Annotated in this window: 21 protein-coding genes; 13 read left to right on the plus strand and 8 right to left on the minus strand. The window is 43.3% G+C overall.

The genetic code is table 11. The features are described from left to right. Window positions 1-1,020 precede the first annotated feature (1,020 nt). The 5 genes from JKP82_RS06435 to JKP82_RS06455 form a co-directional block, all read right to left on the minus strand. Window positions 1,021-1,452, minus strand: coding sequence for a hypothetical protein (locus JKP82_RS06435; protein WP_218396299.1), 432 nt, complete (start codon window positions 1,450-1,452; stop codon window positions 1,021-1,023). Between the two features lie 114 nt (window positions 1,453-1,566). Next, entirely contained in the window at window positions 1,567-2,001 is a 435-nt protein-coding gene (locus JKP82_RS06440; protein WP_218396301.1) for a hypothetical protein, read from the minus strand. A gap of 810 nt (window positions 2,002-2,811) precedes the next feature. Continuing rightward, a complete protein-coding gene (locus JKP82_RS06445; RefSeq protein WP_071968194.1) occupies window positions 2,812-3,021 on the minus strand; it encodes a hypothetical protein in 210 nt (69 codons plus the stop codon). Between the two features lie 139 nt (window positions 3,022-3,160). Then, entirely contained in the window at window positions 3,161-3,595 is a 435-nt protein-coding gene (locus tag JKP82_RS06450) for a hypothetical protein (RefSeq protein ID WP_159531474.1), read from the minus strand. 114 nt (window positions 3,596-3,709) lie between these two features. Next, window positions 3,710-4,138, minus strand: a complete 429-nt coding sequence (locus JKP82_RS06455) for a hypothetical protein (RefSeq protein ID WP_218396303.1) — start codon at window positions 4,136-4,138, stop codon at window positions 3,710-3,712. An 827-nt stretch (window positions 4,139-4,965) separates the two neighbouring features. Here JKP82_RS06455 and JKP82_RS06460 point away from each other — a divergent pair. The 3 genes from JKP82_RS06460 to JKP82_RS06470 are packed head-to-tail and all read left to right on the plus strand — an operon-like array spanning window position 4,966 to window position 7,406. After that, on the plus strand, window positions 4,966-5,916 hold the full coding sequence (locus tag JKP82_RS06460; RefSeq protein WP_218396305.1) for an SDR family oxidoreductase: 951 nt from the start codon (window positions 4,966-4,968) through the stop codon (window positions 5,914-5,916). A 36-nt stretch (window positions 5,917-5,952) separates the two neighbouring features. Next, window positions 5,953-6,657 (plus strand): fibrobacter succinogenes major paralogous domain-containing protein, encoded by a 705-nt coding sequence (locus JKP82_RS06465; protein WP_218396306.1) that lies wholly within the window; start codon window positions 5,953-5,955, stop codon window positions 6,655-6,657. Between the two features lie 8 nt (window positions 6,658-6,665). Further along, window positions 6,666-7,406, plus strand: coding sequence for a lipase family alpha/beta hydrolase (locus tag JKP82_RS06470; RefSeq protein WP_258544349.1), 741 nt, complete (start codon window positions 6,666-6,668; stop codon window positions 7,404-7,406). 20 nt (window positions 7,407-7,426) lie between these two features. On the opposite strand, the gene JKP82_RS06475 is transcribed toward JKP82_RS06470, so the two are convergent. After that, window positions 7,427-8,548, minus strand: a complete 1,122-nt coding sequence (locus JKP82_RS06475) for a M14 family metallopeptidase (RefSeq protein ID WP_218396310.1) — start codon at window positions 8,546-8,548, stop codon at window positions 7,427-7,429. 177 nt (window positions 8,549-8,725) lie between these two features. Beyond that, entirely contained in the window at window positions 8,726-9,610 is an 885-nt protein-coding gene (locus tag JKP82_RS06480) for a HesA/MoeB/ThiF family protein (protein ID WP_218396312.1), read from the minus strand. Between the two features lie 413 nt (window positions 9,611-10,023). Between JKP82_RS06480 and moaB the strand changes: the two genes are divergently transcribed. Genes moaB through JKP82_RS06515 form a run of 7 tightly spaced genes read left to right on the plus strand, consistent with a single transcriptional unit; the run spans window position 10,024 to window position 14,828 of the window. Then, window positions 10,024-10,527, plus strand: coding sequence for a molybdenum cofactor biosynthesis protein B (gene moaB, locus JKP82_RS06485; RefSeq protein ID WP_129738855.1), 504 nt, complete (start codon window positions 10,024-10,026; stop codon window positions 10,525-10,527). Continuing rightward, entirely contained in the window at window positions 10,527-11,051 is a 525-nt protein-coding gene (gene moaC, locus JKP82_RS06490) for a cyclic pyranopterin monophosphate synthase MoaC (RefSeq protein ID WP_218396314.1), read from the plus strand. Before moaB ends, moaC begins: the two co-directional genes overlap by 1 nt. A 21-nt stretch (window positions 11,052-11,072) precedes the next feature. Then, window positions 11,073-11,345, plus strand: coding sequence for a MoaD/ThiS family protein (locus JKP82_RS06495; protein ID WP_218396316.1), 273 nt, complete (start codon window positions 11,073-11,075; stop codon window positions 11,343-11,345). 2 nt (window positions 11,346-11,347) lie between these two features. Beyond that, the gene (locus tag JKP82_RS06500; protein ID WP_126872749.1) at window positions 11,348-11,821 is read left to right on the plus strand and encodes a molybdenum cofactor biosynthesis protein MoaE; all 474 of its coding nucleotides are present in this window, start codon (window positions 11,348-11,350) and stop codon (window positions 11,819-11,821) included. A 2-nt stretch (window positions 11,822-11,823) separates the two neighbouring features. Next, window positions 11,824-12,987, plus strand: coding sequence for a molybdate ABC transporter substrate-binding protein (gene modA / locus JKP82_RS06505; RefSeq protein WP_218396318.1), 1,164 nt, complete (start codon window positions 11,824-11,826; stop codon window positions 12,985-12,987). Further along, window positions 12,988-13,680 (plus strand): molybdate ABC transporter permease subunit, encoded by a 693-nt coding sequence (modB, locus tag JKP82_RS06510; protein WP_159529811.1) that lies wholly within the window; start codon window positions 12,988-12,990, stop codon window positions 13,678-13,680. It abuts the gene before it with no gap. Beyond that, the gene (locus tag JKP82_RS06515; RefSeq protein ID WP_159529813.1) at window positions 13,659-14,828 is read left to right on the plus strand and encodes an ATP-binding cassette domain-containing protein; all 1,170 of its coding nucleotides are present in this window, start codon (window positions 13,659-13,661) and stop codon (window positions 14,826-14,828) included. The genes modB and JKP82_RS06515 overlap by 22 nt, the downstream gene beginning before the upstream one ends. A gap of 73 nt (window positions 14,829-14,901) precedes the next feature. Here the strand turns inward: JKP82_RS06515 and hemN are convergent, their stop codons facing one another. After that, complete coding sequence (hemN, locus tag JKP82_RS06520; protein WP_159529815.1) at window positions 14,902-16,269, minus strand: oxygen-independent coproporphyrinogen III oxidase; 1,368 nt, start codon at window positions 16,267-16,269, stop codon at window positions 14,902-14,904. Between the two features lie 239 nt (window positions 16,270-16,508). Here hemN and JKP82_RS06525 point away from each other — a divergent pair, with 239 nt between their 5' ends. From JKP82_RS06525 to JKP82_RS06535, 3 genes are all read left to right on the plus strand, one after another. Then, window positions 16,509-17,321 (plus strand): SGNH/GDSL hydrolase family protein, encoded by an 813-nt coding sequence (locus JKP82_RS06525; protein ID WP_309475320.1) that lies wholly within the window; start codon window positions 16,509-16,511, stop codon window positions 17,319-17,321. Window positions 17,322-17,408: 87 nt separating this feature from the next. Continuing rightward, entirely contained in the window at window positions 17,409-18,047 is a 639-nt protein-coding gene (locus JKP82_RS06530; protein ID WP_218396320.1) for a DsbA family oxidoreductase, read from the plus strand. Next, on the plus strand, window positions 18,044-19,084 hold the full coding sequence (locus JKP82_RS06535; protein ID WP_159529819.1) for an XdhC family protein: 1,041 nt from the start codon (window positions 18,044-18,046) through the stop codon (window positions 19,082-19,084). The genes JKP82_RS06530 and JKP82_RS06535 overlap by 4 nt, the downstream gene beginning before the upstream one ends. Window positions 19,085-19,209 lie beyond the last annotated feature (125 nt).

A 19,209-nucleotide genomic window follows, 5' to 3' on the forward strand; every position in this document is an offset into this window, starting at 1 on the left:
CTCAATGGTTAGAGATGGTGTAATGTGGGAAGAAAAAGCGGCTTAATGTTTGAGTTGACACCATAGTCGTTTGTTAGAAGCTGAGCCTTTACCTTTGGACGTTTTAAAAACTAATAAAGCCAGCATACGATTGATTGTTAAAGCAAACAAGCAAAATGCCAGTGCAGTGATGTAGGTGATTTGACTGAAGCAAGCCGCCCTATGAATTACCAAGTGCAATGGCGCTTGCTGGCCTCGAATAAGAACTTGGCGATAAAGCGCCTATTGCGCGACCTTTGAAGTAAGAGCGGCGACATTAAAGCTACCAATGCTCGGACGATGTTTGAAAAAAAACAGGTGAGGGTAGTTGTACGGTTTTTTTTGCTAAACCAATAGTAGTTTAGGCTGACGCCTTCTAACTTTCCAATAACGGGCGCAGACATGTGGGGCAAAATGGCGCAGCCGCCCCGCGTGTTTGCGTCCCAGCGAACGCAGTGAGCGTGTTGATTGGGTTGTTATAAGCCATGTTACATACAATCTAGCTGCACATAACAACCTGTTACAAGGGCAAAAAATGGCCAAGCCATAGTGTTAACCATTGCTAGACAAGTTGCAATTATATGCTTGGTCTTAGGTTTGACATTTATTGTTAGCCACGAAGCAATATGTAAAACAATTACCGGTACAAAAAACATTATTAGACTGAAGATGATTAAGGCCATCTGTCTTGTTTCAATAGTGTAGTCGGAAGAAGAAAAATATGAATAAATACAGCCCACAGAGCCACCAATAAAAGACAGGGGTATGGCACACTTTTGTCCATAGCAGCGTAAAACGTAATAATGAAGTTCGATCCATAGGAATGTCAGAACAAAAACAGTTGCAAAAAATACTGCCAAACTATAACTCCCTGTGGCTTATAACACCTCACTAAGGGGCACTAACACATGGGCTAAAATTAGGAGCGAAGTGACGCAGCCCATGTGTTAGTGTCCCAGCGAGCAGCGCGAGCGCCTTTAGTGTTTTGTTAGGTGCAACTACTTAATAACCACGCTGCATTTCTTTCATCATCTGCTGGTGAGCTTGTTTGTCTTTTTCATCTTGCGCCTTTAGGTTACTTGATGTAACAGGATCCACGGGAAGTGCTAGCGGTACTTTAAATGCTATTTTGCTTAAAGTGCTGTTCGATTCGGATGAGGTAGTACTACCTCCTAGATTTAGAATGGAAGCAACTGTTAGCTTTCCGTCTGCTTTTGTTCCGGAATTTTCGGTGACAGAAATAGCTATATTAAAATCCACTGTGTATATATTTTGCCCGTCTGACAATGACGAAATATGTGATATCTCGGTAGATTTTCCTATTCTGATTGCGGGGTTTAAGTAACCACCTTTTTCTCTAATTGGTTCTTGAGCATCCCTAACTCCCTCTGAAATTTGAATTAAAGCTTCCTTTACGAATTCTTTGAGTTCCATAAAATATCCTTTTGCACCTAACGCCCCACTTAGGGGCACAAATACGCAGGCTAGAATACGGAGCGAAGCGAAGGGAGCCTGCGTGTTTGTGTCCCAACGAGCGCCAGCGAGTGACTACAGTGGTTTGTTATGCGCGTGCTCGCGAACCTGATCTAGTCTTGATTGAGAGTATTCAAGCTGTGGTAAATAGTGAAACGAACCATCACAATGAGAAACATAGTTTTCAACACTACTTTTATTTGGTATGAATACCAAGTACTTTTGAGATGGATAGAGTTCTAAACCGCAATTGCTGTAGGTTCTTAATACTTTTATATCTTCTTCTGCTTCCTTGAATGATTCAATTGTCCTAAAGGTTGCTTCTAGATATTTAATGCGACCATATTCTTTGTCGTTCTCCCTGACCGCCGTGAGGGATTCAACCTCAATTAGCAAAACTGCTTTGGAGTCAAAAAAAGACTCATCAATAGTTGTTGGAGCGCAAGAGCAAGCAATACTTTTAGTTGTAAAAAGTAAGGTGGACAGAGCTAATAGCAGTAAATTTTTCAAAAAGTCCTCCGAAGCACATAACACCCTAATAAGGGGCAATTACTCGTTGGCGAAAATGGCGCAGCCGCCAACGAGTAATTGTCCCAGTGACCGCAGGGAGCGAGCTTAATTTGCTTGTTATGTTCGTGCCGATTAATCACTCGCTACCTTTCTGGCTTCGTGGTCTAAGCTTGATATAGAAATATAAAGAAATAACAGAAGCTGATGTACAGCCTACACTGAGCAGACCCAACGGTATAGCAACAATAAGCATCTCAGATTTAAACGAGTGTAGAGCGATAATGAAGAAAATTATGCCGAGTAGAATTTCCACAAAAACACTTTCTAGTCCTGATAGGTTTCCAATCTTTAAGCTTTTTCGAAAGTTTCTATATTTAATCAATTAGCTAAGATCCCTTCATTAAAGAACATAACATTTAAGTTAAACGGCACGCTTGCCGAGCAAGAGAATCGATGTAAGGCCTTTTACTGAGTTAATTCCGTGTACCTAGCAAATTTTCCCTGTTACTCAGCCGCCGCGCGAGCAGTCTCTCGCAGTTTGAATGCTACACTTTTAGCGTAAGCGAAGCCTTTATCAAGCCGCGTCTTATACGGCTTCGCTTACGCTAAAAGCGTGACATAAAAGCTCAAACGTTACTACTGACCCTTGGGCCTGTTTACGCAGTTTACTACGAGTCAGGTGACCCTGGGAACCTGAATGCTCGTGCCGTATAACTTTTAAATAAGGGGCGCAGGCATGTGGGGCATAATGGCGCAGCCGCCCCGCATGTATGCGTCCCAGCGAACGAAGTGAGTGGCTTAATTTTTTTGTTATGTGGCATGCTTATTCGAAGAAAGAATGCTTGCAGTAGCCAATACACTACCAATAAAAATGCCAGCGATACTGAACGCTAGCCCCGCTTCTAGACCTGATAACACACCAGATTGTAATTGCGAGTAAACAGGTGATAGACCGAAGTATGCGCCGACAGCACAGCCAATAAGGCTGAATGACAAACCAATTTTAGTACCTAGTTTCATAGTTAAAAATCCTTCTTATATTAATTTACCTTTGACACATAACTTTTAAATAAGGGGCGCAGGCACGTAGGGCATAATGGCGCAGCCGCCCAGCGTGTTTGCGTCCCAGCCCGCGCAGCGGGCGTACTTAATTTTTTTGTTATATTGCATTTTTCAATACAGCCTTTGTTTTACCAAGAGGGTTAACCGCTATGCGCTGAAGCTGTATACCAAAGTTACAAATTGCTTGAGGCTCGACTTTCATATCAAAGTTAACTTTATAGCTTTCGTTTCTGACATTAGTGAAAGATTCGATGTGAGCAATAGTAACAGCAAACATTGTATGGCCAGAACTGTCTGTACAGAAAGCATGAATGGAAAAATAAGAAAGATCAGGGGTGGAACGGCTTTTGAACTCGAACTCATCTTTTGTGGTTCGAGGAAACTTCTCAAGAAGTCTTCCCAGATGCTCAATCTCCTCTCTATTTGTATAGCAATCTGCTTGGCCAGAGAACTGCCCATTACTACCGAATATAGAGATTTCAAATAAAGATTCATCTTCCCATATTGATGAAACTACGAGCTGACTTTCCATGTTACTCCTGCAATATAACTTTTAAATAAGGGGCGCAGGCGCGTAGGGCATAATGGCGAAGCCGCCCTGCGTGTATGCGTCCCAGCGAACGAAGTGAGTGACTTAATTTTTTTGTTATGAGGCACGCTTAAAATAACCTACGGAATAATACAAACTGACCAAAAATAAACTAGTTAAATAGGTAAATGCAACTCTTGGATAGAGATTATCTTGAATACAATGTAGCTGCTGACGTGTATTTACTATTTGAGAACAGTCGATATTTGATGTTATGGAAAAAACTAAAAATAGAACTGAAGCAAGCAAAGAAAGGATGCAAAAGATTACAATTAAAAAACGTATTTGGGTAGCTAGCCAATAGACAGCAAAGGCTGCGGCGACAATCGGAACAGAGTTAGCTACAGCTGGTTTAGGGTATTCGTAAAAAGATACGCAGCCTATAACGAATAGCATACCTGCAAACCCAATCCATGTACCAAGAAACTCAAACTCTCGATCGCCGTGAAAGTTTTTGAGGTTAAACTTTACTTTGTATCTATGCATGTTCCTTTGCTACATAACATTTAAGTTAAACGGCACGCTTGCCGAGCAAGAGAAACCCGCCGCTGGTATTCGTGTCCGTTTGAACGTTTTGTTATACGAGCACGAGAATCGATGTAAGGCCTTTTACTGAGTTAATTCCGTGTACCTAGCAAATTTTCCCTGTTACTCAGCCGCCGCGCGAGCAGTCTCTCGCAGTTTGAATGCTACACTTTTAGCGTAAGCGAAGCCTTTATCAAGCCGCGTCTTATACGGCTTCGCTTACGCTAAAAGCGTGACATAAAAGCTCAAACGTTACTACTGACCCTTGGGCCTGTTTACGCAGTTTACTACGAGTCAGGTGACCCTGGGAACCTGAATGCTCGTGCCGTATAACAATTTAGTGTACGGAAAAAATCCTTTATGCAAGGTGGAAAATTTCCATATTTCATTGATTTATTGTCCTAGTCTATTTTTTAAGCTCCTGATTGGCAAGTCATTATTTATAACCCCTAAAGCACACCACAAGAAAGGCGGAAAAATTCCGTAATAAATCGGACTTATGCAACTGAATATGAGCCTGTATAAATAAACAGTATTTTTGCAAAGTTATTTTTGTCTAATAAATCTCAAATTCCGCAATAGTAATCCTCTTGCTGTAAGTAAACCTAAAAATAATCAGATTGATACAAATAGGCATTTTTTAGCGATTATTGCGCCTGATAAATCTACCTTTCAAGCACTATAATGCACTTTATTGTGCGGTTTGAATTTAAAGCACGTAACAAAGACTAACACGGGTTACCACAAGCAAGGCGGTGACTGAATAATCAACATTGGCAGGTAATTTTATGGCGACGAATAACCCATTTGGCCCTAAAGGTTGGACTCCCGAGCGTTTGGGGTCTCTTTCGGGAAAAACGTTTCTAATCACTGGCGCAAATAGTGGGGCGGGGTTTCAGGCTACGCGAATCTTGTTGTCGAAAGGGGGGAGCGTGGTAATGCTAAATCGGAACCCTAGCAAATCAGAAGCTGCCATCGCCAAGCTACAAACCGAGTTTGGTGATGAAGCTAAAGTCAGCTTTATACAATTAGATTTAGCGGAATTGGCGTCAGTAAGGCGCGCGTCGCAAGAAATATTAGAAAAGGTGCCTAAAATCGATGCGCTTATGTGTAATGGTGCGATTGCTCAAATCTCCACACAACAGCTAACTGTCGAAGGGTTTGAAAGTCAGTTAGGGGTAAACCATTACGGTCATTTTTTATTATGTGGTTTGCTCTTTGAAAGAATTGAAGCATCAAAAGGCAGAATTGTAGTGGTGTCTAGTGAAGGCCACAAAATGGGATTAAGAGCCATTCAATTCGATGACATGAATTGGGATAAGAACTACCATCCAAATAAAGTGTACAGCCAAAGTAAGCTAGCTCAAATGATGTTTGCCTATGAACTCCAAGACAAAATCAAAGCCGCTGGAAAAAATGTGAAGGTATACGTTTGTCACCCTGGGGCTTCTAATACTTCTCTTATCAGGGAAAGCGCAAGTTTAATGACCCGAATTTCGTGGGCATTAATGGTTAAGATCGGCCTTGCGCAAACGGCTGAAAAGGGCGCGTACCCAGAGGTAATGTGTGCCACCGAAGAAAACTTAAAAGAACGTGCTTATTATGGCCCAACGGGGCTAATGAATTTTGGTGGCCCGGTAGGTGAGGGTAAGCTTGAATCATTTGTTGTGCAGAAAGACGCGTTAACTCGGTTGTGGGCGCTTTCTGAGAAAGAAACTGCTATTGATTGGCCGCTTTAATTTAATAAGAAAGGCGCTTTATGCTTGGGCTCAAAGATGAAAAAATTAATTTTTGGTGTGGGTATCAGTATGTTAATAACAATGAATTCATCGGCTAACAATAGTAGTCAGTTAAGCAATACTCAACAGGCTTCTCAAAGCTTAATACAAGATATTGAGGGTAATGTTTATCGCACTGTGAAAATTGGCGATAGAGTCTGGCTAGCTGAGAATTTAAGGTCGACTAAATTTCAGGACGGTACCCCGGTTAATACGGGTTTCGTCCCGGATGATAACGACAAAAATTTATCAAGCTATGGCAGGCTTTATGATTGGAATGATGTTTCCAACTCGCGAAATATTTGTCCTGCGGGATGGCGAGTGGCATCAGATGAAGACTGGAAATCGCTAGAGGCAGCTATTGGTATTGCCGATTCTGATCTTGATAAAGAAGGATGGCGAGGCGAGAAAGACGTGGCTATTACACTTAAAGCTGCGCAGCCAAATACTTTGTTCAAGCGTTTTGACCAGTCCCAAGTCAATAAGTATAAATTTTCTGCTACGCCAGCGGGTGTAAAGCTTGGTAATTGGTATATAACCCAAGGCATGTATACTGAGTTTTGGACAAGCAGTAATGCCACTCAAAAAGAAGCTTTTGCTAGAACACTTGCCTATTCGTGGTGGAACTCTCATAAGGGAGAAATTCGCCGAACTAAACTCAAAAAGAGTTATATGTTATCGGTTAGGTGCGTAAAAATGTAGGTTAAATGATGCTCCGAACAGTTGTTTTAACGGTTTTATTGCTAGTGCTTTTTCTAACTACGGGTTGTGCTACCTCTGAAGCGAAGCCGCTTAATTACCAAGTAGATGATGAGATTGTTGTGCTAGCCCACGGGTTGGGTAGAAGTGATTGGGCAATGTGGCGTTTTGCTAAGCGGTTGGAGAACGCGAACTATAAAGTATGTCTATTAGACTACACTACCATCGGGGTGAGTGTGGCTTCGGTATTAGATGAAACAGCCAGCCAAATAGATGTGTGCCTACAAAATGCCCCCAAAGTACATTTTGTAGGGCACTCTCTTGGTGGTTTAGTCATTAGAGCATACTTGCAAAATCATGAAGAAGCCTTAGAAGTCGTGAACGTGGGAAAGGTAGTACTGGTAGGTACACCAAACAAAGGCAGTGAATTAGCCGATCATTATAATGACAGCTGGTTAATGAACCTAGGTGGGGGAATTAGCCGTGCGTTAGTCACTGGCACTAGAAGCTTGGGCAATAACCTTGATGCGGTAGATTTCACTATTGGCATTATTGCGGGCACCAAGCCGTTAGGCTTAACGAACGACAGGTTCAACGGGCCAAACGATGGTCTGGTATCAGTAGAGTCTACTAAATTGGAGGGCATGACTGATTTTATCACCATCGACGTTGGCCATTCTCAAATGCGATATAGCGAAGAAGTGGCAAAGCAAACTATTTACTTTTTACAAAAAGGCGCATTTGACCACTAGCGCCATGCTGCTCACCTTTGTTAGGTGAGCGTTTCGTAATTAGTAAATACTTTATAAAGCTGTGTGCCACTTAATACCGATGCAGACGGAAAGTGCAAAATAGGGATTAAATCGCAAGGAGCGTTTAATAAGCGGCTGCCATTATCGTTATCAAGCTCGTCAATATTTAGAATTTTCGCAAGGGGCTCACCAGCCTTAATGCTTTCCCCCGGTTTTGCTAGGTATTCCACCATGCCGCCCCAGTCAGTAAAAAGGGTTTTATAGTCTTTTAGCATTACCCCTAACCGAGTCATAACATAAGGCTTAACATCACAATTGTGTAGTGCGCCTTTTGCATTTAGGTAACTGAGTATACTAAGTGCATCCACATCACCCTCGGTGAAATTAATCACCTCTTGGCTACCCATTTCAAGCGTAAAAGCTTCAACGTTAAACTCAATATTTCGCTGCAGGTTTGCCTCAATACTTTCTTGTAGCGTCCACCATGGGCAAAAAGTAGCTTCATCTAATGCGCCAGCAAAAACATTAGGAATAAAAATACAGTGGGGTATGTTAAACAGGCTAGCGCTGGGCTTAGCATACTCAGGCACATAAATATGGCGTGTTGAAACAGGGCCATTATGCAAATCCAGTACAAAATCAGCATTCACCGCTAATTGCTGTAGTTTTAAGTTTAGCTGCTGTGCTAAGCCCAAACCCCAAGGTGTGGCAAGCTTGGTATCTATCGCGTTTGATAAAAATGCTCTGAAACGCTGCTTTATGCCTTGTACCGACTCTTCTGGGGTCACGGTGTTAGCAAATTGCTCAACACTGTCTTTGTCAAAATGATAGCCTCGGTTCCAATTGGTTCCGTTGACAGGGTCGAAGCGGCCCATGGTGTATTCGCCGGCTTTTATATTAGTGCCCACGGGGTTGCAATTGGGTACCAAGATCACTTCACCACAAATATCCATGTTTTTTAAGCGTTGGATAAGGTGGTATATCACTACGTTACCTTGCACTTCGGCGCCATGTATCGAACTTTGAATGTATACGGTGGGGCCGGGTCTTGCGCCTCGCATTCTGTAAATGGGCACATTCATGTTTCTGCCAGAGGCGTTTTGCGCCACGACAATATGCTGCTTAACAACCTCAGTTGTCATAACTCTCTCTTTTTAATTCGTTGTTATTCATGTCGTTGTTAGTTATTGATGCTCTCGTTAGCGCTAATGCTAGCGCTTATATTAGTGCTTATATTAGTACTTATATTAGTGCCAATATAAGTACTTATGCAGGTACTTATAAAATGCCCATGCTAATACTTTTGTTACTCATATGCGCTAACCTTCATCAACATCTTTATTCTGATTACCACAAACATCACACTGTAGGGTGGCGGGTAGCGTCCATTGTTGCCATTCATGCTGCAAACCATCGAAGGTCAACAAGGTATTTACCGGCACTGAACCTACTCCCATTAATACCTGCATGGCAAGTAGTGCTTGGTAGGTCCCTACAATGTTCACGATGGGCGAAAAAATTCCTGCTTCGGTACAGCTTAATTCAGGCGCGCTAAATAACCTGCGTAAACACGCATAGCATTGGCTTTCGCCGGGTTTAGCTACGAATAATTGACCTTCAAAGCGAATGGCTGCCCCAGAAACTAAAGGAACGCTGTGTTTATAACACAAGCGGTTTATAAGGTCGCGGCTTTGAGTATTATCGGTGCAATCAAGCACAATGTCGTGCTCGCTAAACAGTTTGTGGGTATTGATTTCAGCTTTCTCTAACGCAGTAGCACCTCTCATAGTAGCCCCTCCCTCTGCGCTGTCTGACTCAGTGCGTTCTTCCCTAGCGCTGTTTCCAGCAGGAAGTGGTATATTATCCTGAAGCAAACTCGCTTCAATACTGACAATTTCACAATCGCTATTCATTTGCGATAGTCTGACTTTCGCTGCCATCACTTTTGACTGTCCAACTTGGCTTTCATCGAACAAGGTTTGGCGGGGGAGGTTGGTATGCTCAACAATATCGTTGTCTATCAGCGTAATTTTGCCCACACCACTGCCACATAAGTTCGTGGCCGCCGCATTACCTAAACCGCCTACACCAATTATTAGAATGCGAGACGACGCCAACAATTCCTGACCATCAATATCAACTTGAGGCAGTACAATTTGCCGGTTGTATCGCATTACCTGCTTAGTAGATAGCGGGGTTTTCATTTACGCATTAACCTTAGTGTAAAAATAAGTGAGCAAGTAAGGCACAGTAGCAAAAAGGAAACTGGTTGCCCAAGTAATTGACATCCAAGCTATTGAATACAATGCTTTTACCCTCATAGATAAATTGTATTATTTACGTTGTGCTTTTTAGCTTTACCACTATTTTTAATTCATATTGGTACAAGGCAATGAGTCATGCTCCCAATCCACAACAATTTTCAGGTTGGGCGCAGCATGTTATAAAATCGACTCTTTATAACAGCTCAGCGTCTGACTAAAAAACCGGAGCGCCGCTGGCGCAGTATATGTTGCCGCATACATCAATGTGGTAAGCTGAACGTAACATGATGTATTAATTTAGGCGTACTTTATCAAAGCCTGAATAAATGTCGCATATCAATTTAGGATTTCTTATGTCTGTAGTTAGTCAGCCGCTTAATTTGGCGGTACTTACCATTTCTGACACCCGCACACTTGAAAATGATAAGTCAGGGGATTATTTAACTAACGCATTAAATACTGCGGGGCATAACTTAGGCGACAGAGCCTTAGTAAAAGACGATATCTATCAGCAGCGCGCTATAGTGTCGGCGTGGATAGCAAACCCCGATATTCACGGTATATTAATTACTGGTGGCACGGGCTTTACCCACAGAGACTCTACGCCAGAAGCTATCAGTGTGTTGTTCGATAAACAGGTCGATGGCTTTGGTGAATTGTTTCGCCAGGTAAGCTACGAAGAAATTGGTACTTCTACCATCCAGTCTCGTGCTATTGCTGGTTTTGCCAACAATACTGTCATCTTTTGCTTACCCGGCTCTACAGGCGCTTGTAAAACCGGTTGGGAAAAAATTATTGCTAGCCAGTTAGATGTCGATTTTAAACCCTGTAACTTCGTTAAACACTTGGTGTCGTAATGACCACATTTAGTCATTTAAATGCAGGCGGCGAAGCTAACATGGTAGATGTTAGCGATAAAGCAGTAACCGTCAGAGAAGCCACTGCCCAAGGGTATTTATATACCAGTCCAGAGGTAATCGCCCAAATAAGTAATGCCACTATTGCCAAGGGCGACGTATTTGCTGTAGCGCGTATTGCAGGTATTCAGGGGGCAAAGCGATGCGCCGATCTCATTCCGTTGTGCCATCCTCTTGCGCTCTCGAAAGTAGATGTAAACTTTGCCATCGAGCCCGAAAATAACCGCATAAAAACCACCTGTTTTTGTAAACTAAATGGCAAAACAGGGGTAGAGATGGAAGCCCTTACTGGTGTGAACGTGGCCCTGCTTACCTTGTTTGATATGTGTAAGGCTATCGATCCTGGTATGCGCTTAGAAGGCATTCAGGTACTTGATAAAAAAGGCGGAAAAACAGGGCATTGGAAAAGTGATAATGAATCGACTAGCAGCCACACCAACGACAAAAAAACATTAGGTGAGTAATTTACCTTCATAGGAAATAAAATGAATGTAACCGTGAAAACCTTTGCACAATTACGTGAAATTACCCAAGAAGGTTGCTTTACGTTAACGCTGCCTGAAAGCGCCGTTACTATGGGTGACGTTATTACCTTGCTAAAAAGCCGTAGTGACAAATGGTCGCAAGCGCTTGGTGCCTCTGCTGGTAGCGAAAATGGCAGTGTATTAATGGCGCGAAACCAGCAACTGTGCGATATACAAACTCATGTGCAACCAGGTGACGAACTAGCCTTTTTCCCACCAGTAACAGGGGGGTAATCATGTTCGCATTAATTGGCGACGCCGATTTCGATCAACAGTGGTTATACAATCGCTTACGCCAAGAAGCTAGCCAAAAAGCCAAAGGCAATGTAGGCGCTATTGTTACTTTTACCGGCTTGGTGCGTGACAATAATGCCGATGGCAATATTTTAGGCATTGAACTTGAACATTACCCTGGCATGACAGAGCAAGCCCTAACCAACTTAGTGCAAGAAGCCATCACTCGATTTTCGCTAACCTCGGCAGGCGCGGTTCACCGTGTTGGCCGATTATATAACGACGAGCAAATAGTCTGGGTTGGCACTGCCGCACCCCATCGCGCTGCGGCATTTGAAGGCGCTAACTTTTTAATGGATATGCTTAAGCAATCTGTCCCCTTGTGGAAAAAAGAGTTCACCCGAGATAATTCTCGTTGGGTTGAGGTAAAAGCCTCAGACGACAAGGCCGCTTTGGCCTGGTTGAGAGAAAAATAGCAATGGCGGTTGGCGCAAAGATACCGGCGTGTTTAAAAATGATACTCGCGTATTTAAGAATTTCCCCCGCGTTTTTAAGCATGCAAGTTGGTAAACCTAAAGGCCGCGCGGGTACGTTTCTATCTGTTGTTTTTTTTACTCTGTGTATTGTCTGTAATGCGGCAGTATCAGACACTAATCTCTCTTCATATGAACAGACCGACGCTTATAAAAATGCCATTGCTGATAATAATGCTATTTCCAAAAACAACCATCAGCATGATGAACACCATGAAATAGTCGCTTCTAAGGAAGACGCCGCTACTTATGACACGGCAGTACCCATATTATCTTCGCCATTACAAATTGCTGTAGCCGCAAATTTTGCCAAGCCTTTACGCAGTATCGCCAATGATTATTTCAAGAAAACCGGGCAAGAAGTCAGTGTTACCGTTTCTTCCAGTGGAACCCTATTTGCGCAGCTTACCCATGGTGCTCAATTTGATGTATTCCTCTCTGCCGATACTGCTAGGCCCAATGCGTTAATAAAGGCAGGGCGTGTTAACGCTGAAGATGTGCATGTTTACGCTAAAGGTAGGTTGGCCTTTCTGTCTTCTCATACTACAGCTTCAACACCACACTTTACTGCTGGGGCATTGGCTGGGAAAAAGCTGGCTATCGCTAACCCTAAACTTGCTCCTTATGGCAACGCAGCAAAGCAGTATCTTGTTAATACCAATCAGTGGAATGCTGTTTCCCCCCATATTGTGATGGGTAAAAACGTACTTCAAACCTATCAGTTTTTTACTACAGGTAACGCCGATTATGCCTTGGTGGCATACTCCCTCGCCCTAGCTGACAAGCGAATTAATTGGACTGATAAGCGAATAAATGAGGCTAATGAGCAAAATATTTCTGGGCGCAATGCTTATGTTGAAGGCGATGGGGCAATACTCATTCCCGACACCCTGCATCAACCAATATTACAAAGCCTTGCAGTTACCGCCGCAGCCGACAGAAAAGCCGCAGCATCTGCATTTGCTCGTTACTTATTGTCATTAGACGTACAGGGAAATTTGCCCAATTGGGGTTATCAACCCGCTGATGATTCATTATCGGTTAGCGTAACTTCCAGTATTAATGAGAACAAGCGAGTAGATAACAGAGTCACTAGGGGTATACCATAAATGCTAGAACATAGCGCCTTTACTGCGGTAGGGTTAACCCTAAAACTGGCCTTTTTAACCAGCGTGCTGTTAATGGTATTGGTTACTCCTCTGGCGTGGAAGTTGGCAAACTGGCAACATAAATTAAAACCCGTATTCATGTCGGTACTTGCATTACCTTTAGTGCTTCCCCCCACCGTGCTCGGCTTTTACTTGTTGGTGGCTTTTTCGCCCCAAAGCCCAGTTGGGGAAGGGTGGCAATGGCTCACCGGCCATCAGCTAGCGTTTAGTTTTGAAGGCTTAGTGATAGGCTCTTTTATTTACTCATTACCCTTTGCGCTGCAGCCCTTGTATAGCGGCTTTACTCAACTCGATAAACGGTATGTTGAAGTGGCGCATTCATTAGGCTTTGGAAAAATAGAGACGTTTTTCAGCATCATACTTCCTTTGTGCAAAGCCCCATTTATAGTGGCATTTGGCCTTAGTTTCGCCCATACCATTGGTGAATTTGGTGTGGTGCTAATGATTGGGGGGAATATTCCAGGCGAAACCCAAGTGCTCTCAATTGCATTGTATGAACATGTTGAAGCCTTAGAATATGGCCAAGCACATGCACTTTCGTTGGGGCTACTATTGTTTTCATTTTTACTGCTTACGCTGCTGTATCGCTTTAATGGAAAAGGAGGGCAAGGTTGGAGTTCAATATCTCGTTAGAAAACCGCATTAGTGCGAAAGCCGCATTACCATCTTCCATGCAGGTAGTGGGTATTACCGGGCCATCAGGTGCGGGTAAAAGCAGCTTGCTTCGTGCGCTAGCTGGGTTCGAACAAGAAGCATCAGTAAGTGTTAATTGGTTTGCTGAAGATGCTAAACCTATTGCTAGCGCAACAGTTAACGCGCATTCAGCAACCAAGGAAATAAACGTAAATAGCGCGCCCATCCGCGTGCGGGTAGGTTTGGTATTTCAGCAGCCTATGCTATTTCCTCATGTAAATGTAAAAGGTAATTTAGCACTGGCCGAACGTCATGCTGGCTCAAAGGCGTTAACAGTTGAACATGCTATTGCTGGTTGTGAGTGCGAACATTTGCTGCATAAATCAATAGGCAGCCTTTCAGGTGGTGAAGCGCAGCGGGTGGCATTAGCGCGTGCACTGGTTAATGGCCCAGATGTGCTGATGCTTGATGAGTCGTTAAGCGCATTAGATGCAGCTTTACGTAGCAAAATTCTGCGATTTCTAGTCAAAACCTGTGGGCGCTTAAATATAAAATTGATCATGGTGTCTCACGATGTTCAAGACTTGGCTCTATTCTGTGATGGGCTGATATCTGTAGTTGATGGCGCGGTAGAGGCGACGGGTTCAGTAGCTTACGTTATGGCGAAAATCGCCAGCCAGGGAAGTGTAGAAAATCCCTGTGCAATTTTAGAAGGCGAGGTAATTCAAAAGTCGAAAGATTTTCCTTATCCATTTACACGTTTGAATGTAAGCGGCAACGTACTTTACGCCAAAGCTACCGTGCAATGTGATAATAAACTGAATACGGAAAACAAAGATGAGCAAAGGGTAGGCACTTACCAGTATCCGCAGCGAGGAAAAATAGCCGTTTTTGCCAGCGAGGTGAGTATTGATACCAATACACAAGTGAATGTGCCCTCTAGCAGTATTTTAAACGCGTTACCGTGCGAAGTGGCGGAAATTTACTTCTCTGAAACACCGCAATCTAAAGAACATCAACTACAAACCGCAATCGTGGTGCTATCCCATGGTAATCAAGCGTTGTATGCCAGAGTAAGCACCTTGTCGATTGAACGGTTGAAACTTGAACCTGGTTTATCCGTGGTAGCTAGGTTCAAACTTCAGTAGGTTTGCAAAGCGTTTTAAAGCGCTGCGTTTACTATTACTAGGTGCTAAATTCCCGGCCCTAAACTCCCACTGCCTAAATTGCCGCAGAATAGCGTGAAATATGGTGACCTTTGTTTAGGTAAGCGTCGAATCTTGCACATATTGCTCTTATATAAATGCGAGACTTATCTGGCACACTAATATATCGATCGCGAAGTTCAATAATACCGTCGTCTACTAACGATTTAAGGCTCGTTAATTCAATACAGAAATAGCCATTGAATTTAATATTGTACTTGTCTTCAATATCTTTCTTATCTAAATACAAATTACACATTAAAGACATAATCACGTCTCGACGAATGCGATCGTCTAGGGTTAACGCAATGCCGTTGGCGGTTAGCGGTATGTCGTTGTCCAACCGGTTGTAATAGTCTTTAAGTTGTTTGGGGTTCTGGCCATATGCATTGCCTATTGTACTAATGGCAGATACGCCCAAACCAAGTAAGTCACTGTTTTTATGCGTGGTGTAGCCTTGAAAGTTTCGGTGCAATACGTGGTTATGCTTAGCCATGGCTAGTGTGTCGCTGGGCTTCGCGAAGTGATCTAAACCAATCATTTCAAAGCCTGTTTTAGAAAAACTTTCTACTGCCATTTGGTGCATTGCCGCTTTTTCATCAGGGGTGGCTAGGGTATCTAGCGGTATTTTGCGTTGGGCTGCGAATCTGTCTGGTAAGTGGGCATAGCTAAAAAGTGACACTCGGTCGGGTGACATGGCTTTTACCGCCACTACCGTGGTGCGAAACTTCTCCATAGTTTGTTTGGGCAAACCGTAAATTAAGTCCAAATTGACCGAGGTATAGCCTATGTTTTTTGCATCAAACACTAATTTGGCAATGTGTGCGGTACTTTGAACCCGATTGATAGACTGCTGAACATCTACATTAATATCTTGTACACCAAAGCTAACACGGGTGTAACCTAATTCATTTAAATCTTTTAAGTATTCACAAGTCACATTTCTAGGATCTAACTCAATTGAAAATTCAGCTTCGCTGGAAATAAGAAAGTGTTTCTTAATCAGATACATTAAATAGGTATGTTGTATCGTTGAAAGAAAACTTGGGGAGCCTCCACCTAAATGAAGGGCTACCACTTTCTTATCTTTATAAAGCGATTTTTTCGCTACCATCTCTTTTTCAATGTAGCTAAGGTAATGGTCGGCTTTTTCGTTGTGGCGAGTTACTATTTTATTGCAGCCACAGTAATAGCAAAGCTGTTCGCAGAAAGGGATGTGAATATATAAGCTTATGGTATCGGCGCCGCAGTTTTCAGACGCGCTCTCTAATAACCCGTCGTTCACCGACTCGAATTTAAGCGCAGTAGGGTAAGAAGTGTAACGTGGCGCCTGTTGTGCATATTTTGTAATTGTACTTGTGGCGCGATCAATTGGCGAATTCATAGGTATTTTCTGCTTAGTTTGCTAGTAAAGTAGCGAAAGACACTTATACAGGTGACCTTTCTTTCGTGGTAAACCCATTTCATCATTGATAATAATGCAAACTAGTAAGGTGTTTATTGATCTCGTTCAAGGTTTTGCTCTTAAACATACTCATTATAGTCAGTTTTCCAATTTTGCTAGTACAAGGCCTGCTGGTAAGGAAAAAAACGCTCAAATTACCGGAACCTACCGGTAAAAGAGTGGGTTGCTGCCAGTGCGCTAGCAATGCCTCCAACAAGGTGCATCTTAAAGGCGATGCGCATAGCGGCGTTCCGGTAAGCTGTCAGCAAATAAAGGCTCCCTTGGCGTTGCTTATTGCGGGAGATTCCGCTGCCGCTGGCGTGGGAGTATCTACTCAAGAACAAGCACTGTCTGGCTGGTTAATTAACAGTTTGTCGGAAAACTTTTGCGTTAATTGGGAATTAAAGGCCAAGACAGGGGTTAACAGTACGGGTTTGTTATCCATGTTGCAGCGGGCTAAACCCAACCTTGATCCTACGTATGATGCTAATTCAACGTCCCTCTCAACAATCACTTCTACCCATAGTTTCGACACGCCTCTTCAATGCAGCTCGTTCGACGTGGCGGTTATTTCAATAGGGGTAAATGATGTAACGGGTTTTACGTCCTTGCGCCGGTGGCGTAGTAATGTCACGCAAATAATTGAAATACTAAAAGCGCGATACCAGTGCAGGTCAGTTGTATTTACCGCACTGCCTCCTATGCACGAATTTCCCGCGCTACCCCAACCGTTACGTTGGGTGTTAGGGCAAAGAGCGAAGTACCTCAATACCGCCTTGCTTAAGCTGGTGAACAAATATCATGGGGTTAACGTACTCACACTAACCTTAAACCCAATAGGTAATGATCAATCAGACAACACGCTCAAATACATGGCTGAAGATGGCTTTCATCCGCAAGTTGCAGGCTATCAATTGTGGTCTAACGCTGTTGTGAAGTTAGTGAACGAAGAACTTGATGAATTGGTCGGTAAAAATAGCAATGTTGGTTGAAGCTGAAAGGTTCACCCCTACAATACATTATTCATTTAGTAGGTGTTTAAAACCAACAATATTTAACGGCTTCGCGCTGGAGGTGCAATGAAAAGAGTAACGATAGATATGGTGTCAGACGTAGTTTGCCCTTGGTGCATTATTGGTTACGAACGTCTACAAAAAGCCATCGCGCAATTAGACGATATTGAAGTAACTATTCAATTTCACCCGTTTGAACTTAACCCGGACATGCCGCAAGAAGGACAGGACGTTCGTGAACATATAATGGAAAAATACGGGCTTACTCCAGCACAAAGTGATCAAAACCGAAAACAACTTATTGATGCAGGTGCATCGGTTGGTTTTAAGTTTGATTACTTCGACGGCATGCGTATGGCGAATACCTTCAATGCACACCAAGTACTGCACTATGCAGGGGAAAACGGTAAGCAAGAAGCGCTAAAATTACGCTTATTTGCCGCCTATTTCAGTGAAAGAAAAAACGTGAATGATATAGAGGTGTTAGTAAGCGAAGCGGTGTCTGTGGGGCTAAACGAGCAAGAGGTAAGTGAACTTCTGGCCAATCAAACCTATGCAGATGTCGTTCGAGAGCACGAGAACTTATGGTTGCAACGTGGTATTCAAAGCGTACCTACTTTTGTGATTGGTAATAGCGGTGTTGCGGGTGCACAAGACCCAGAGACGTTAGCGCAATTTATTGTTCAGGCATCTACTGAGCAATGAGTAATCAGCTAATACACCTTTTAGCCCAGTGGCATCCGCTAAAGGATGCCCACCAGTGGGTGCTGGGGCTTATATATAAGACGGAAGGCTCTTGTTACAGGAAAGCGGGGGCTGTCATGTTGTTCAGCAATGCTGGGCATCAACTAGGTGTGTTAAGTGGTGGCTGCCTTGAATCAGACATTAACAAACAAGCCCAGCGGGTAATGCAAGATGGTAAGCATCGTACAGCAGTTTACGATGATAACGATGAAGAAGACATTGCCTTTAAACTAGGTGTAGGCTGCGGCGGGGTTGTACATTTAGCGCTGTTACCTGTAACTAGTGATAATCACTATTTACAGTTACATACTGTGTATTCATATTTGGTGAGCGGGCAACCTTGTTTATGGAAGCAAGAAGTTAATGGCGAACTTTCCTCCTCTGTTAGCGTTTGCGACAACCAGCAAGCGAGTAACAGCGAACAGGCTGACAACACCACTCGTGTGAAGCCTGAAGCTAAAAAAACGGCCGCTTTACTTGATACCCAAAACGGTAAGTGCTTTCTAACAGTACCTTGTGAACCGCCTCCACACCTACTTATCGTTGGCGGTGGATACGATGCCACTTTTGTGGTGAAGATGGCAGTGCAGCAAGGGTGGTCGGTGAGCGTATGGGATCCTAGGCCAGCACAGGCAAGGGTAGAGCACTTCGGTGATGCTAACTTTATTGTCGAGTCGACAGAAGTCGAAGCACTGAATTTGCATGTCGCAGAACACAATATCGATGCAGCGGTGTTGATGTCTCATCACCGACAAATAGACAGTAATGCCTTAGCAATGTTATCTCGGTACCCGCTGAAGTACGTGGCCATGTTAGGGCCTATTCACCGTAAAGAAGAAATGTTCGCGTTAGCTGGGGTTAAAGAAAGTGATTTTAAAGGCTTCTTCGCCAGCCCAGCTGGGTTTAATATCGGTGGCGACTTGCCAGAAAGCATCGCGTTGTCGATTATTGCTCAGTGCCATGCAGTACTGGCAAACAAATTTCCGACATTAAAGTAGTTATGTGCAACACGCAGTTTATATACACACTCCTTAAAAGTCTTATACATGGCTTCAGTAAAAGCCCCGTGCAAGCCCCATAAAGCCTCCATAACTGCCTCCATAACTTCGTCCATAACTGCCAC

Origin of the sequence: Alteromonas lipotrueae (assembly GCF_019249215.1) — a bacterium.
In the GTDB taxonomy this organism is placed as follows: Bacteria; Pseudomonadota; Gammaproteobacteria; order Enterobacterales; family Alteromonadaceae; genus Alteromonas; species Alteromonas lipotrueae.